Origin of the sequence: Mycobacterium sp. (assembly GCF_039583785.1) — a bacterium.
GTDB lineage: Bacteria > Actinomycetota > Actinomycetes > Mycobacteriales > Mycobacteriaceae > Mycobacterium.
Map to the genome: position 1 here is coordinate 35,226 of NZ_JAVKSG010000010.1, position 15,224 is coordinate 50,449.

14 protein-coding genes and 1 riboswitch are annotated in these 15,224 nt (G+C 65.8%); of the genes, 7 read left to right on the plus strand and 7 right to left on the minus strand.

The window, feature by feature from the left end; translation table 11 throughout:
• Positions 1-765, minus strand: coding sequence for an SOS response-associated peptidase (locus ABDV69_RS06040; RefSeq protein ID WP_343572528.1), 765 nt, complete (start codon positions 763-765; stop codon positions 1-3).
• Positions 766-858: 93 nt separating this feature from the next.
• Here ABDV69_RS06040 and aroA point away from each other — a divergent pair, with 93 nt between their 5' ends.
• Both aroA and rsgA read left to right on the plus strand, forming a co-directional pair.
• Positions 859-2,127: a 3-phosphoshikimate 1-carboxyvinyltransferase gene (aroA, locus tag ABDV69_RS06045; protein WP_343572529.1), complete on the plus strand. Its 1,269-nt coding sequence runs from the start codon at positions 859-861 to the stop codon at positions 2,125-2,127.
• Position 2,128: 1 nt separating this feature from the next.
• The gene (gene rsgA, locus ABDV69_RS06050) at positions 2,129-3,109 is read left to right on the plus strand and encodes a ribosome small subunit-dependent GTPase A (RefSeq protein ID WP_343572531.1); all 981 of its coding nucleotides are present in this window, start codon (positions 2,129-2,131) and stop codon (positions 3,107-3,109) included.
• A 3-nt stretch (positions 3,110-3,112) separates the two neighbouring features.
• On the opposite strand, the gene ABDV69_RS06055 is transcribed toward rsgA, so the two are convergent.
• Complete coding sequence (locus tag ABDV69_RS06055) at positions 3,113-3,649, minus strand: SRPBCC family protein (protein ID WP_343572533.1); 537 nt, start codon at positions 3,647-3,649, stop codon at positions 3,113-3,115.
• Between ABDV69_RS06055 and ABDV69_RS06060 the strand changes: the two genes are divergently transcribed.
• From ABDV69_RS06060 to ABDV69_RS06080, 5 genes are all read left to right on the plus strand, one after another.
• The gene (locus tag ABDV69_RS06060; protein WP_343572534.1) at positions 3,648-4,673 is read left to right on the plus strand and encodes an LLM class flavin-dependent oxidoreductase; all 1,026 of its coding nucleotides are present in this window, start codon (positions 3,648-3,650) and stop codon (positions 4,671-4,673) included. The two genes, ABDV69_RS06055 and ABDV69_RS06060, sit on opposite strands and share 2 nt — an antisense overlap.
• A gap of 445 nt (positions 4,674-5,118) precedes the next feature.
• The gene (gene eno / locus ABDV69_RS06065; RefSeq protein ID WP_343572537.1) at positions 5,119-6,384 is read left to right on the plus strand and encodes a phosphopyruvate hydratase; all 1,266 of its coding nucleotides are present in this window, start codon (positions 5,119-5,121) and stop codon (positions 6,382-6,384) included.
• A 160-nt stretch (positions 6,385-6,544) separates the two neighbouring features.
• Positions 6,545-6,626: riboswitch (Fluoride riboswitch) on the plus strand.
• Between the two features lie 344 nt (positions 6,627-6,970).
• Entirely contained in the window at positions 6,971-7,291 is a 321-nt protein-coding gene (locus tag ABDV69_RS06070; protein ID WP_343572538.1) for a hypothetical protein, read from the plus strand.
• A gap of 117 nt (positions 7,292-7,408) precedes the next feature.
• Positions 7,409-7,774 carry a histidine phosphatase family protein gene (locus ABDV69_RS06075; protein WP_343572540.1) on the plus strand — a complete coding sequence of 122 codons (366 nt, stop codon included), beginning with the start codon at positions 7,409-7,411 and terminating at the stop codon, positions 7,772-7,774.
• A gap of 101 nt (positions 7,775-7,875) precedes the next feature.
• Entirely contained in the window at positions 7,876-9,567 is a 1,692-nt protein-coding gene (locus tag ABDV69_RS06080) for a Na+/H+ antiporter (protein ID WP_343572542.1), read from the plus strand.
• A gap of 251 nt (positions 9,568-9,818) precedes the next feature.
• Here the strand turns inward: ABDV69_RS06080 and ABDV69_RS06085 are convergent, their stop codons facing one another.
• From ABDV69_RS06085 to ABDV69_RS06105, 5 genes are all read right to left on the minus strand, one after another.
• Complete coding sequence (locus ABDV69_RS06085; RefSeq protein ID WP_343572544.1) at positions 9,819-11,102, minus strand: fatty acid desaturase; 1,284 nt, start codon at positions 11,100-11,102, stop codon at positions 9,819-9,821.
• A gap of 84 nt (positions 11,103-11,186) precedes the next feature.
• Complete coding sequence (locus tag ABDV69_RS06090) at positions 11,187-12,338, minus strand: ferredoxin reductase (RefSeq protein ID WP_343572547.1); 1,152 nt, start codon at positions 12,336-12,338, stop codon at positions 11,187-11,189.
• Between the two features lie 96 nt (positions 12,339-12,434).
• Positions 12,435-12,950, minus strand: a complete 516-nt coding sequence (locus ABDV69_RS06095; RefSeq protein WP_343572627.1) for a hypothetical protein — start codon at positions 12,948-12,950, stop codon at positions 12,435-12,437.
• Positions 12,951-12,966: 16 nt separating this feature from the next.
• Entirely contained in the window at positions 12,967-13,797 is an 831-nt protein-coding gene (gene ppk2, locus ABDV69_RS06100; protein ID WP_343572550.1) for a polyphosphate kinase 2, read from the minus strand.
• A 12-nt stretch (positions 13,798-13,809) separates the two neighbouring features.
• Positions 13,810-15,210, minus strand: coding sequence for a wax ester/triacylglycerol synthase family O-acyltransferase (locus ABDV69_RS06105; RefSeq protein ID WP_343572553.1), 1,401 nt, complete (start codon positions 15,208-15,210; stop codon positions 13,810-13,812).
• Positions 15,211-15,224 lie beyond the last annotated feature (14 nt).

Sequence of the window (15,224 nt, forward strand, 5' to 3'; positions counted from 1 at the left end):
CTAGAGCAGCGTGGCCTGCTCGGGCTGCGGCTCGGCCGACTCGAGTAACTCGGGCCCGTTGTTGCGGATGCTGTTGACCAATGTGGAGATCTCGCGCACCTCGATCCCCTCGATGCTCGGCGGCGCGGCAAGGAAGTCGACATCGGCCGGGGCGTCGGGATCCAGCCACCGATCCCACTCCTCCTCGGGCGCGATCAACGGCATCCGGTCGTGGATTTCGGCGAGTTCGCCCACGGCCTCGGTGGTGATGATGGTGCAACTCACCAGCGGCGTCGCGTCCTTGGCCGACTTCCAAACCGACCACAGTCCGGCCATGAACAACATCTCGCCGTCGCCGCGGTGCAGAAAGAACGGCGTCTTGCGGGCCTTCTTACCGGATGCGCCGTCGGCGTTGGCCCGCCATTCGTAGTAGCCGTCCATCGGGACCAGGCAGCGCTTGGTTTTAGCGCTCGAACGAAACGCCGGCGAGGTGGTGACGTTCTCGGCGCGGGCGTTGATCAGCAGCGGACCCTTGGACGCCGGCGCGCCGTCCGAGTCGGCCTTCGCCCACGGCGGGATCAGCCCCCAGCGCATCGACCGGACCCGCCTGGTCGGCTCGTCACCGGGCTCGTCGTGCCTGCGGACCACCGTCGTGACCATGCTGGTGGGCGCCACGTTGTAGTTCGGCCCGGCCGGAGATTGTCGCGCCGCCGTACTCTCCAGGATCGCCTCGATCTTCTCGGCCAGCACCGCGGGGTCCGTCGTCACCGCGAATCGTCCGCACATGTCTTCCATGGTGCCCGCTCGGTTCGTCGGTCGGCGACCCGCTGCGACCGGCTTCGCCGCGCTTGCGATCTCCGATAAGCCAGAATGGAGCACGTGAACACCTGGTCCGCCCCCTACGCCTCGCAGCCGGTACACGCGACGGTGACGGTACCCGGCTCGAAATCGCAGACCAACCGGGCGCTGGTGCTCGCGGCGTTGGGCGACGGCGCCTCGACAATCAGCGGCGCGCTGCGCAGCCGCGACACCGACCTGATGATCGGCGCGTTGAAGGCCCTGGGCCTGCGGGTCGACGGACCGGCCGACGAACTCGCGGTCAGCGGCAGCATCTCCCCACCGCCCGGTGCCCGGATCGACTGCGGGCTGGCCGGAACGGTGTTGCGATTCGTGCCGCCACTGGCGGCACTCGGCCGGTCGGCGGTGACGTTCGACGGCGACGAGCAGGCCCGGGCCCGGCCGATCGCCCCCCTGCTGAATGCGCTGCGCGGTCTGGGCGTCGACATCGACGGAGACGGGCTGCCGTTCCGGGTTCGAGGCGCCGGAAAGGTCGCGGGCGGGGCGGTCGACATCGACGCCTCGGCATCGTCGCAGTTCGTGTCCGGCCTGCTGCTCGCCGGTGCGTCGTTCACCGACGGCCTGACCGTGCGGCACGTCGGCGCGTCGCTGCCGTCGGCGCCGCACATCGCGATGACGGTGGCGATGCTGCGCCAGGCCGGCGTGGCGGTCGAGGACGCGGCGCCCAACCGCTGGCATCTGCGACCCGGCCCTGTCGCGGCCCGGCACTGGCCCATCGAGCCGGACCTGTCCAACGCCGTCCCGTTCATCGCCGCTGCGGTGGTCAGCGCGGGCACCGTCCGCATTACCGGCTGGCCGGCGGACAGCATCCAGCCCGCCGATGCCATCCTGAGCTTCCTAGGGCAGCTGAACTGCGTTGTGAAGCACAGCGATTCGCATCTGGAAGTGCGAGGCCCCGAGTCCTACAACGGTTTTGACGTCGACCTAGGTGACGTCGGCGAGCTCACCCCGTCGGTCGCGGTGCTCGCGGCACTGGCCACCCCGGGCTCGGTCTCCCGCCTGTCCGGCATCGCCCACCTGCGGGGCCACGAGACCGACCGGCTGGCCGCGCTGAGCACCGAGATCAACCGCCTCGGCGGCGACTGCCACGAGACCGCCGACGGGCTGGAGATCACCGCGACACCACTGCGGGCCGGCACCTGGCAGTCCTACGCCGATCACCGGATGGCGACGGCCGGCGCGATCGTCGGCCTGCGGGTCGACGGCGTTGCAGTGCGCGACATCGAGACCACCGCCAAGACGCTGCCGAACTTCCCAGCGATGTGGGCCGACATGCTCGGGGGCGCGTAGTTTGCGCCCGGACGACTACGACGAATCCGATGTGAAGATCCGCTCCGGGAAAGGCTCCCGGCCGCGGACCAAAACCCGCCCCGAGCACGCCGACGCGCAGCGGGCGATGGTGGTCAGCGTGGACCGCGGCCGCTGGGGTTGTGTGCTCGGCGGCGACGCCGAGCACCGGGTCACCGCGATGCGGGCCCGGGAACTGGGTCGCACCCCGATCGTCGTCGGCGACGACGTCGACATTGTCGGTGACCTGTCCGGCCGGACCGACACGTTGGCCCGCATCGTCCGGCGCGGCCCGCGGCGAACTCTGTTGCGCCGCACCGCCGACGACACCGACCCGACCGAGCGGGTGGTCGTCGCCAACGCCGACCAACTCTTGGTCGTGGTCGCACTGGCCGACCCACCGCCGCGGATCGGACTGGTCGACCGGACGCTGATCGCGGCCTTCGTCGGCGGGCTCACCCCGATCCTGTGCCTGACCAAGAACGATCTCGCGCCCGCCGAGCAGTTCGCCGAGCAGTTCGCCGACCTCGACCTCACGGTGATCGCCGCGGGTCGCGACGACCCGTTAGCGGCGGTAGCGCATCTGCTGACCGGCAAGATCACGGCGTTGCTCGGCCACTCCGGAGTGGGTAAGTCCACACTGGTGAATCGGCTTGTGCCCCAAGCACATCGAGCGGTCGGCGAGGTCACGGCCATCGGCCGGGGCCGGCACACGTCGACACAGTCGGTGGCGCTTCCGCTCGATCACGGTGGATGGGTGATCGACACCCCCGGGATCCGCTCGTTCGGCCTGGCCCACATCAAGCCCGACGACGTGGTGCTGGCGTTCTCCGACCTGGCCGAGGCTATCGAAGACTGTCCGCGCGGCTGCGGCCATCTGGGTCCACCGGCCGATCCCGAATGCGCGCTGGACACCCTCACCGGGCCGGCAAGCGAGCGCGTGACCGCCGCCCGGCGACTGCTGGCCGCGCTGCGCGAGGGCTGAACCTCAACCCTCGGCCTGCGACTTGATCCACTCCAGGTTGGCCCGCATGTCGGTTTCCCACTCGGCCAGCCGGTTGGCGACGATCCTGGCCTCCTTGTCCGGCATCGCCTCGATGGCCGGGGTCAGGCCCGACGAGCCCGGGCCCATTCGGCCCCACTGCCGGATGAGCACGCCGTCGCTGGTCGGTTCGACTTCGAACGCCCACGTCGCGAATGCGCCGTCGGGCCCGACCACGTCGTAGACCCAGCGGCGCTGAGCTCCATCCTCCTCGACCTCGGTCACCTGGCACACCGTCGACCACTCCCCCAACGCTTCATGCTTGTTGTGTCCGCGGAAACGTGCGCCGACCTCGACACCGGTGGCGCCGTCGAGCCATTCGACACCTTGGAGTTCCGACGAACGACGGGTTGGCAGATCGATGTCGGTCACCAGCGCCCAGGCCGTGGGAACGTCACACCGAACGCGCTGCGTCACTTCGGCTGTGGGTAGATCGCGGTAGCGCATGCTGGCTAGCATGCCATCCATGAAGGTCGGCGCCATGATCGAACCTCGGTTGCCAGGCTCCGTCGACTTCGCGCTGGCCGCCGAGCAGATCGGCGTCGCGTCGCTGTGGATTCCCGAGGTGTGGGGTTACGACGCGCTGACCGGTCTGGCCTACCTGGCCGCCAAGACGTCGTCGATACAACTCGGAACCTTTGTCGTGCAACTGGGTTCGCGCAGTCCGGCGCTGCTGGCGACCTCGGCGCTGAGCCTGCAGGAGCTGTCTGCGGGTCGATTCATCCTGGGCGTCGGCACATCCGGACCGCGAGTGATGGAGGGCTGGCACGGCGTCCGCTTTCGCAAGCCGGTGCAGGCGACACGGGAAACCATCGAGATTATCCGCACCATCAGCCGCGGCGAGCGCCTCGAGCATCCCGGCGAGATCTACCCGCTGCCGCTGCCGGACAGCCGCGGCGCAGCGCTCAAACCGATGGTGCGGCCCGAGCACGTCCCGGTCTACGTGGCGGCGATGGGTCCGCGGAACTTGGAGTTGACCGGCGAGACCGCCGATGGCTGGCTGGGCAACGCGTTCATCCCCGAAGCGGCGGAGGTGTTCCTGGGTCCGTTGCGCGTCGGCGCGCAGCGCGCCGGGCGAAGCCTCGACGAACTCGACCTGGTGGCACCCGTCGCGCTGGAGTTCCACGACGACCAGGCGGCCGGCAACGCGGCCGCCCGCCGGCACGCCGACGGCTACGCGTTCACCATCGGCGCCATGGGCGCCGGCGCGGGGACCACCCACAACTTCTATAGTCAAGCGTTCGCAAGGCTTGGTTACGTCGACGAAGTCGCGACGGTCGCCGAGTTGTGGCAGGCCGGCCACCGCGACGAGGCCCGCAGTAAGGTGCCGCTGGATCTCGGCAAACTGACGAATCTGCTTGGCACCGAGGAGATTATCGCCGAGCGGGTGCACCGCTACCGGGTGGCCGGCATCACCACGCTGCTGGCGAAACCCGAGGGTGACTACCAGCAGCAGCTCGAAGCGCTGCGGCGGCTGTTAGCCATCGCCGTTGCCGTCGAGGCGTGATTTAGAAGCCAGGGCTGTGAATCTGCGCGGTTGGCGACCACAGCTTCTGTTTCGCAACAGAATCAAGCCCATACATCGGAAGCGATTGAGCTGGGACTCACCGGGGTCTGGGCCCTCCCGGCGTGGGTTCAGCACGTCTGAACGCTCGATACCCAGCAGCTGCAGCCGCAGTGGTAGCGAGCCTCATCGCCAGCCGCGAAAATGACTGCGGCCGAATAGAACATCACATCGGGATCTTCAATTCGCCAAGCGGCAGGCCGAGGTCAGCCCGAGGTTTGAAATCGTTCCGTTCAGTGCGCGCGGCCTGGTAAGCTGCTTCCAAAGGCGGTGGGGCTCGCCGCAACCGCAGTCCGAATTGGACAGCCAACAGTCCCTGCGTAACTGATCGAGGCATGGCGGGTCGCACTTGTGCGACCAGCGCCGGCCATGGACGCAGGAGTGTTGGGTGGCCATCAAATTTTCGTCTCTCGAGGCAATCGAAATCCTCGACTCACGAGGACGTCCCACGCTGTCGGTGCAGGCAACATTGTCAGATGGACGCCAGGTCAGCTCCGGCGTTCCCGCGGGCGTGTCGACTGGCAGCCGCGAAGCCGTAGAACTGCGCGACCACGACGGTCGCTACGGCGGCCTGGGCGTGCTCCAGGCAGTGGCGGGTGTCAACGGCCCGATCGCTGAGGAACTGGTCAGTCGGCCATTCAGCAGCCTGTGCGACGTCGATCAGACCTTGCGCCAACTCGACGGCACACCCGACAAGTCGCGGCTGGGCGCTAACGCGCTCGTTGGTGTCTCGATGGTCGCCGCGCAGGCGTTTGCGTTGGAGGCCGCACAACCGTTGTGGCAGTATCTGCTTCCGGACGGGGTGACTCCGCGTCTACCCGTTCCGCACTTCAACGTCATCAACGGCGGGGCCCACGCGGTCAACAACCTGGATTTTCAGGAGTTCATGATCGCCCCGCTGGGGGCGCCGTCGTTTCAGGAGGCGGTCCGCGCGGGGGCCGAGATCTACCGACGGCTGCGCTGCATATTGACCGACCGCAACCTGGGAACCGGGTTGGGCGACGAGGGCGGTTTTGCGCCGCAGGTCGACGGCGCCGACGAGGCTTTGACACTGCTCAGCACAGCGATCGAGGATGCCGGCTACACCACCGGCCGCGACGGCGTCGCCATCGCACTCGATCCAGCAGCCAGCGAATTTCACCGCGACGGCCGTTACCAATTGGGCTGGAACTCGTTCTCCAGTGCCGACCTGATCGCACGCTACACCGACATCGTCGACAGGTTCCCGGTCTGGAGCATCGAAGACGGTATGGGCGAGCGCGATACCGCTGGGTGGCAGGCCCTGACCACTTCTCTGGGCGGCCGGGTCCAACTGGTCGGCGACGACAACTTCGTGACCAATCCCGAACTCATCTCCGCCGGGGTACGGGCCGGTGTGGCCAATGCCGCTTTGATCAAAGTCAATCAAATCGGCACAGTTACCGAAACTCTCGACGCGTTGAAGGTCTGCCGAGACGCCGGTTACGCGGCCATGGTTTCGCATCGCTCGGGAGAGACGGACGATACGTTCATCGCCGATCTGGCGGTGGCCGCGGGCTGCGGTCAAATTAAGGCCGGCGCCCCGGCGCGCGGGGAACGGGTGGCCAAATACAACCGCCTGCTCAAAATCGCCTTCAGCACAGCCACACTCGCCTTCGGGCTGCCACCGCAGTGATGGAACGGCTGTGAGATTTGCCCGATCGCGACGAACAGGAAGCTGACGTTGAGCCGGAGTTGGCAGCTACCCGCACTCGATCGTTGAGCTGAATCGAGCCCGTCGCGAAGTCCAATAGTCACGCAAAAAGTCGAACGCCGCCGGCGACGTCGTCTAGAATGGCCGAATGGGCGATGGATCTCCGCCAGGGGGCATAGCTCGCGACCCGAACCGCCGGCAAGGCTGATGGCTCCTGCCCGCTTTGTCGTGCAGGGGGGCGTCTTGAAGCAATGAACCGCTACCGCAGCCGTTCCGTCGGCGGCGCCGCCTCAGGTCGCGTCTACACTCGGCACACATTCTTCTTCGTTTCTGGGACAAGGACGTATGTGACTGCTGTCTGGCATTCCATGATTTCCGTTGCACCTTGCCCAACTGCGCCGGTTTTTTCGACCTGTGCCCAACCACTTGGTCTGCGAGATCTACTGTGTCGCCGACCAACTCGGCAGGATGACCACCTCGGCCATGGCCTCCTGCCGTACATGGTCAAAAAGCAGCGTCCTGATATCTCGGATCGGGGCGCTGCGTGCTTGAAAGGGAATTCAACAGCATGACAACTCGCGATAGCCACGAGCAGCAGAACGACCCGCAGAACGCGCAGAGTCCCAGTCGGCCCTCACGTAAGGACTCGGCGGACGATGTGCAACTCAGTGACGAAGGTCGAGAAGAAGTCCGTCAGATACTCAAGGCGTATGAAGACAAACCCACAGTCGAGCTGCCCGGCACCCATGGCGCTATCACGGGCACAGCCATCAACGAGTGGCTTGACGACGAAGGGAACCCCAAATTCGGCGACACCGACGGACACCCTTCGGCCGAGGACGAGGACCACGGCGACGACCCAGAGCAGACTCTTTCGAGCGGCGGATGACATGGCACTGACATCGGTCAAGACCCGAACGATCGGACGCTCGGACGCGACGGCGGAACCTGCTGTACTGCAACCGATCCGAAGCACCGTCGGCCACGAGCGTGCGACGCTGCAGCAATGAGAACGGCCACCAGTCGCGTCTTTCTGGCCAGGCATGGTCGAACCGCGATGAACGCCGAGGGACGGCTGCGGGGGCTCAGTGACCCTCCGTTGGATAAAGTCGGCGTCACCGAGGCGGCTCAGTTGGCCGAGGCGCTCGCATCAGTGGATCCCACCGTGGTCATCTGTAGTCCGTTCCAGCGTGCTGTCGCCACAGCGCGCGCCATCGGCGCTGCCTGCGGCGCACCCGTGCGCGTTCATGTCGAACGGTGCCCAGCTGATGTCGGCCGTTCCCCCGGCCCTGCAAGTCCTAAGGAGATGTCAGGCTCGAGAGCCTGTTCGCGGCTAAATACTGGGTTGATGCGCTCGTGGCGTTCTACCTGACTGCGTCTTCACCCGATCTTCGATTGCTCGACTATCCCGTGACCAAATAACCTCGTCCACACAAGGATTCAGGTTGGCGGCCCACTGATGGTAAAGATTGCATGGGCGATCTCGCCGAAAATCGTGGCCGCCATTTCCGCGTTCGACAAGCCACTGACTGCACTGGCTCACCGTCCACGGCTGACCGGTGCGAGGGAGGTACGGACTTGATTCCGGCGACATACACAGTCCTCTTGCTCTGCGGTCCGGCGACGGCCATCGCCGCGGTCTGGGGGGCGGAGCGAATTGGCGTGCCCTTCCCGGTTCTGCTGGTAGGTGTCGGGGTGTTCCTCAGTTGGTTTCCCTGGACTCCGTCACCGGAAATATCGCCGGAAATCGTCTTCTTTCTGTTCCTGCCACCACTGGTCTACTACGCCGCGTTATTCGTGGCTCCGGACGACTTGCGTAAGCATGCCCGTCTCGTGAGCCTGTTGGCGGTGGGACTGGTGTTGGCCACTGCGGCGGTCGTCGCCGGAGTGTTGACGAGTCTCACGGGCCTTTCGTTGTCGGTAGCGCTTGTGATCGGCGCGATTGTGGCGCCAACCGACACCGTCTCAGCCACATCCATTTTCCGACGTTTGCACGCACCGGAGGAGCTCTCGACAATCCTCGAAGGCGAGGGTCTGACCAACGACGGCATAGCGCTCGTGCTCTACACCGGCGCAATAGCTACCGCAGCGGCCGGTGCCGCGCATCCAGGCGAACTCGCAATGACGTTCCTTTTGGGTCCAGTGGGCGGAGTGGCGCTCGGCCTCGCCATCGCCTGGCTGATGGTCAGGGTGCGCCTGCGGATGGACCATCCGGCACTGGAAATCACGATTTCGTTGGCGACCCCCTACTTCACCTACGCCGCCGCAGATGCGGCCGGCATGTCGGGGGTGTTGGCCACCGCTGTCGCCGGACTCTACGTGGGCTCCCATCTGAGCGACATTTACTCGCCAGACGCCCGACTGCAAGCCATGGCTTTCCTGGACGTATTGGTGTTCCTGCTCAATGCGGTGCTGTTCATCCTGGTGGGTATCCAGCTGCACCGCCAAGTGCACTGGGCAGTGGTCAGCGCGAATCTGCATCTTCTCTTGGTGGCGGGCGCGGTGGTTGCCGTAGTGGTCGTCACGCGGCTGGTGTTCACGCTGGCCGGCCCGGCCTTGGCGAAATTGCGTGGGCGTTCGGTGAGCGCGGACATCTGGCGGGAACGTGTCGTCGTTGGATGGGCGGGTATGCGAGGTGGCGTATCGCTTGCCGCAGCACTGGCCGTTCCGCTGAGCCGCGATGACGGTTCACCCTTCCCCGACCGTGAGCTCACAGTCCTGATCGCGGGAGTGGTAATCCTCACCACCCTGGTCATGCAGGGCGTCAGCCTGCCTTGGCTGCTGCGCCGACTCGGGCTGCGGCCCGAGGACTTTCGCAACGACGCGAATGAAGCCCGGCTGCACGCGGCCCGCGCCGCCCTGGATTGGCTCGACGACCGCCTGAATAACGACAAAGACATGGACGGCTATGCCCAATCCGCCCGTAACCTGTATGAGGCGAGAGTACGCCGCCTGGAGAGGGTCTGCGCGAACCATGATGGGACAAGCGAAGATCCAGACAACGTCGATGAACAGAAGCGCTACGCGGCGTTGCGGCTGCAGCTTCTGCGCATCGAGCGCTCAGAAATACTGAATCTGCGGCGCAACGGCCGTATCAACGCAACCGTCTTGCGTTCCCTCGAACGAGGCTACGACCTCGAGGCATCCCGGTTCAGCGTCCGCTGAGCACCATGCCACGGGTGTACCGGGCCATGGCTCGCACAGTTCTCACCGTGTGGCGCAGGATTTCTCGTGGCGCACCGCAAAGGTCGATGGAGCCGATGACCGAAGGTTTCAAGCTGCGATGACGTCCACCGCGCCCGGTCTACGAGGCCGGCTCCTCCTCATCGCGCATCGCGCTCTGCATCGTCGCCGCCCGGTCCACGAGGCCGGCTCCTCCTCATCGCGCATCGCGCTCTGCATCGTCGCCGCCCGGTCTAGGCGGCGAGTTCGTCGCGTCCAGGTGCCTGCCCGGCGGCCCGCTTGCTACGCCGCCAGCCCCGTACGGTGGCGATCGCGGTCTTAAGGCCGCGGCGGCGTCCGGTCGAGGGATCGATGCCCGTGAAACCCGGCCCCAGTTCGGCGAACATCGACTCGCTACGGGTCTCCGGGGCGTTGTCGGCGGTGTCGCGGAGGTATTTGTCCGGCAGCGACAACTTAGCGATCGTCCGCCACGTCTTGCCGTACTGAACCAGGAAAGGCCCTGTGGTGTAAGGCAAGTCGTACTTGTCGCACACCTGGCGCACCCGCACCGCGATCTCTTCGTACCGGTTGCTGGGCAGATCCGGAAAAAGGTGGTGTTCGATCTGGTGGGACAGGTTACCGCTCATGAAGCGCAACGCCGGGCCAGCGTTGAAGTTGGCGCTGCCCAGCATCTGGCGCAGATACCAGTGGCCCTTCGACTCGCCCACCATGTCGGTCTTGGTGAATTTCTCGGCGCCATCGGGGAAGTGCCCGCAGAAGATCACCGCGTTGGCCCACACGTTGCGGATGATATTGGCCACCACGTTGGCCTTCAACGTCGACCTGAACGACGTGCCGGGCGACAGCGCCGTCAGCGCCGGGAAAGCGACATAGTCCTTCAAGACCTGGCGACCGGCCTTGTTCAAGAACTCGTCGACCCGCTCGCGGGCGTCGTCGTTGTCCATCCGGTTCATGACGATCTTGCCGACCTCGACGTGCTGCATGCCGACGCCCCATTCGAAGCCGATCGCGAGCATGGCGTTGTAGAACACGTTGAGCAGGTTGAACCGTTTCCACGGATGGTCGCGAGTCACGCGCAGCAGGCCGTAGCCGACGTCGTCGTCCATCCCGAGGATGTTGGTGTACTTGTGGTGCAGGAAATTGTGGGTGTACCGCCAGTGCTTCGACGACCCCATCATGTCCCACTCCCAGGACGAGGAGTGGATCTCGGGGTCGTTCATCCAGTCCCACTGGCCGTGCATGACGTTGTGGCCGATCTCCATGTTCTCGACGATCTTGGCCACACCGAGGGTAGCGGTGCCCGCCCACCATGCCGACCGGCGCTTGCCGAACGCCAGCATCAGCCGGCCGGCGAACTCCAGGGCGCGCTGCGCGGCAATGGTGCGGTGGATGTAGCGAGCGTCACGCTCGCCGCGGGAGTCTTCAATGTCGCAACGGATGGCATCGAGTTCGACGCCAAGGTTTTCGATATCGGCGTCCGTCAGATGCGCGAAGGCCTCGAGGTCGGTGATCGCCATCGTGTTGTTTGCCTTCCTGCGGATTGCAATTCCTGACCTACTCAATGCTAACCTACGAAAGCGTAGGTTACCAGCCGGTAGCTTCTAAACTTCCAGGGTACAGTCGCCGGACGCCGCGGAAACGCAGGTCTGCACGCGGGTCCCCGGCTCGTGTTCCGCGCCGGTCCGCAAATCCCGCACGTGACCCTCGGTCAGGGTTACCACGCAGGATTGGCAGATACCCATCCGGCAGCCGAACGGCATCCGAACACCCGACTGCTCTCCGGCGTCCATCAGCGAGGTCGCCGCGTCGGCTGCGGTGGTTTTGCCGCTCTTGGCGAACGTGACCGTGCCGCCCGTCCCGGCCGGCGCCGCCTTCGACACCGCGAACCGCTCAAGGTACAGACGAGTCTTGACCCCGGCCGCCGAAAAGGCCTGCTCGGCAGAGTCGAGCATGGCCTCGGGCCCGCACGCCCAGGTCTGCCGCGTACGCCAGTCCGGCACTTCGGCGTCGAGCCGGGACAAATCCAGCCGCCCCTCGCTGCGCGTCGCGCGCAGCTGCAACCGGTACCCCGGGTGCTCGGCGGCCAACTGCTCGAGTTCGGCGCCGAACATCACATCCTCGGCGGTGGGTGCCGAATGCACGTGGACCACGTCGGTGATCTGGTCGCGACGGACCAGCGTGCGCAGCATCGACATCACCGGCGTGATGCCCGAGCCAGCGGTGAGAAACAACACGGCCGGCGGCGCGGGGTTGGGCAGCACGAAATTGCCCTGCGGCGCCGCCAATCTCACGATCGTCCCAGGCTGCACCCCGTCGACCAGATGGCTGGACAGGAAGCCTTCGGGCATCGCCTTCACTGTGATCGTCACCGTGCGCGCACCGCGATGCGGCTTGGACGTCACCGGGCTGGACGTCAACGAGTACGAGCGCCAGCGCCAGCGGCCATCGACCAGCAGCCCGATGCCCATGTACTGGCCCGGCTCGTAGTCGAAGCTGAAGCCCCAACCCGGCTTGATGGTCAGGGTCGCGGAGTCGCTCGTCTCGCGATGCACGTCGAGGATGCGGCCCCGCAGCTCACGCGCCGACCACAGCGGGTTGGCGAGGCGGGTGTAGTCGTCCGGCAGCAGCGGCGTCGTGATGCGATGGGCGATTTTGCGCAGCGCATGCCAGCCGGGATGGGTTTCCACGCCGGCAAGCGTAATGGGCCGGGTCTCGATGATGTCGGCGGCGGCGCGTGACACTTTTCTGTCCATTGGCGCTCTCCCGTCTATTGCGAATGGTCCAGGCTCTCGCTGACCTAACCTACGGTACCGTAACCTACGGTTCCGTAGCTATGGCGCTGCTGTGACTTAGAGCAGCTCGAGCAGGAACGGCAGCTCCTGCGTCCCGTACCACGCCAGATCGTGATCCTGGGCATCCCCGACGGTCAGCTCGGCGTCCTCGTCGCCCAGATCGGCCGCGTCGATCACCTCGATCGCCGCTTTGACCTGAGCTTCCGCGGCGGCGTTGTCGACGAACGCGGCAACTACGTCCTCGGCGGTCACGGGAGTGCCGATCCGCACCACCGCGTCGTCGAGATCCGGGCGCAATGTGACATCGCCCACATCGGCCACCAGCACCGCGCGTCGCGGCGGCAACGCGCCCGCTCGCTCATCGTCTTCTGCCGCGCCGGCCAGCAGCCGCAGCGACGCCAGCGCCGCCTCGCGCAGCGCGACTTCGCCGAGCTCGTCCTCGTCGCCTTCGGCATAGGCCTCGCGCAGCTTGGGAGTGACCGCGAAGGCGGTGCCGCTGACGGGTCGCAGCGAACCGTCCGAAACAAGTTGCTGCAGCATGGCCAGCGTCACCGGGATGTAGATCCGCATCAGTCGGCGTTCGTCCTTGTCATTCGGTGTCGCCGATCAGCGTTGCGACATGATCGTCGACGTAGGTCGACAGCTCTCGCGGTGGCCGCTGGTAGTCGCCGGTCCTGATCGGGTGGGAGGGCAGTTTGACCTTCGGTAGCTTCACCGGGCGATACTCGATGGTGGACAACAGATGCGCGATCATGTTCAGCCGCGCATGCTTCTTGATATCCGATTCCACCAAATACCATGGGCTGCTTGGTTTGTCGGTGTAAGCCAGCATCTCGTCCCGGGCGCGCGAATAGTCTTCCCATTTGTAGAGCGATTCCAGGTCCATCGGGCTGAGTTTCCATTGTCGCACCGGATCACTGCGCCGCGCCGCGAATCGGCGCAACTGCTCGTCTGCGGAGACCGAAAACCAATACTTACGCAACATCATTCCGTCGTCGATGAGCATCTGCTCGAAGATCGGCGTCTGCTGCAGGAACAGCGTATGCTCCTGCGGCGTACAGAATCCCATCACTTTCTCGACACCGGCCCGGTTGTACCAGGACCGGTCGAACAGCACGATCTCACCCTTGGTGGGCAGTTGCGCGACGTAACGCTGGTAGTACCACTGTCCGCGCTCGCGATCGGTCGGCGCCGGCAGTGCGGCGATTCGAGCAGAGCGCGGGTTGAGATATTCGGTGACCCGCTTGATGGCACCACCCTTGCCCGCCCCGTCACGACCCTCGAATATCACGACGACGCGCATGCCTTCCGCGCGCACCCATTCCTGGAGCTTCACCAATTCAGTTTGCAGCCGGAACAATTCGGCCTCGTAGACTTCGTCCGAGATCTTGGGCTGCTTCTTTTGCGGCTGGCTCACCACCGAATGGTAGGTCTACTGCGCGGCTTCCAGCAGTTCATCGAGCGATTCGGCCAGCAATGCCGGCAATACGTCGACGTCGCTCATCGCGTCCCGATCGGCGTTGATGCCGAAATACAGCATGCCGTTGTACGACGTCACACCGATAGCCAGTACCTGGTTGTTCAGCAGCGGCGGGACCGCATAGGTCTCGAGCAGCTTGGCACCTGCGACATACATCTGCGACTGGGCGCCTGGCGCATTGGTGATCAACAGGTTGAACAGGCGCGGCGACAATCCGGTCGCGACCCGAATCCCCATGGCGTGCAGGGTCGGTGGCGCGAAGCCGGACAGCGTCGCGATAGTACGGGCGTCGACCAGGCTGGCCGCGGTCGAGTTGGTCTCGGTGGCGTGCGCGATCTGCGACAGCCGCACCACGGCGTTGCCCTCGCCGACCGGCAAGTCGACCAGAAACGGCGAGACCTGGCTGATGGCCTGGCCGTGGCTCGACGAGTCGAAGGCCTCGTAGACCGGCAGCGGTGCCATCGCCCGCACGGTCGCGGTCGGCGCTGGCTGCTCGCCGCGGGACAGCAGCCAGTTGCGCAGCGCGCCGGTCACCACCGCCAGCACCACGTCGTTGACGTCGCAGTTATACCGGGTCCGGATGGACCGGTAGTCGTCGAGTCGCCCACCCGCCACCGTGTAGCGCCGGTTACGCGACACCCTGGTGTTCAGCGGGCTGCGGGGGGCGTTACCGCGGGCCAGCGTCCGCGCGACGCCGAACAGCCGGCGACCGGCATCGACCAGCTGGCCGGAGTTGGTGAGCAGGTCGACGACCCCGCTGTGCACGGCCTTCAGCTGAACCTGCGGACGAGTGGCCCAGTCGCCGACCGCTCGGAGCAGCAGCCGCACATTGCCGGGCTCGCGGTCGGGCACCCAGATGTCCTCGACGAACGGCGGTGGGCGACGATTCCGGTCGGTGATGACGTGGCTGATCTCGACCGCGCCCAGCCCGTTGATCAGCGCCTGGTGCGACTTGGTGTAGAGGGCCAGCCGATTCTTGGCTAAACCCTCCACCAGGTACATCTCCCAGAGCGGGCGCGAGCGGTCCAGCGGCCGGGCGGCCAGCCGACCGATCAGATCGTGCAGTTGCTCGTCGCTGCCCGGCGACGGCAGCGCCGAGCGCCGGACGTGGTAGGTGATGTCGAAGTCGTGGTCGTCGATCCAGACCGGCCTGGCCAGCCGCATCGTCACTTCGCGGACCTTCTGCCGGTACCGCGGCACCTTCGGCAGCCGCCGCTCGACGGTGGCCAGCACGGTCTCGTAACTCAAGCCGGCGCGCGGCTGGCGCAGGATCGACAGTGAGCCGACGTACAGCGGAGTCGCGGAGTTCTCCAGCTGATAAAACGAGGCATCCGATGCGGACAACCGGGTCACGTCGACTCTCCCCT

Coding starts and splice junctions, on each gene's coding strand:
- ABDV69_RS06085 (WP_343572544.1), bottom strand. CDS start 11,102: ATGGCGATCACCGACCTCGAGGCCTTCGCGCATCTGACGGACGCCGAT.
- ABDV69_RS06070 (WP_343572538.1), top strand. CDS start 6,971: ATGACAACTCGCGATAGCCACGAGCAGCAGAACGACCCGCAGAACGCG.
- ABDV69_RS06055 (WP_343572533.1), bottom strand. CDS start 3,649: ATGGCGCCGACCTTCATGGATGGCATGCTAGCCAGCATGCGCTACCGC.
- ABDV69_RS06080 (WP_343572542.1), top strand. CDS start 7,876: ATGGGCGATCTCGCCGAAAATCGTGGCCGCCATTTCCGCGTTCGACAA.
- ABDV69_RS06040 (WP_343572528.1), bottom strand. CDS start 765: ATGTGCGGACGATTCGCGGTGACGACGGACCCCGCGGTGCTGGCCGAG.
- ABDV69_RS06060 (WP_343572534.1), top strand. CDS start 3,648: ATGATCGAACCTCGGTTGCCAGGCTCCGTCGACTTCGCGCTGGCCGCC.
- ABDV69_RS06075 (WP_343572540.1), top strand. CDS start 7,409: ATGAGAACGGCCACCAGTCGCGTCTTTCTGGCCAGGCATGGTCGAACC.
- ABDV69_RS06090 (WP_343572547.1), bottom strand. CDS start 12,338: ATGGACAGAAAAGTGTCACGCGCCGCCGCCGACATCATCGAGACCCGG.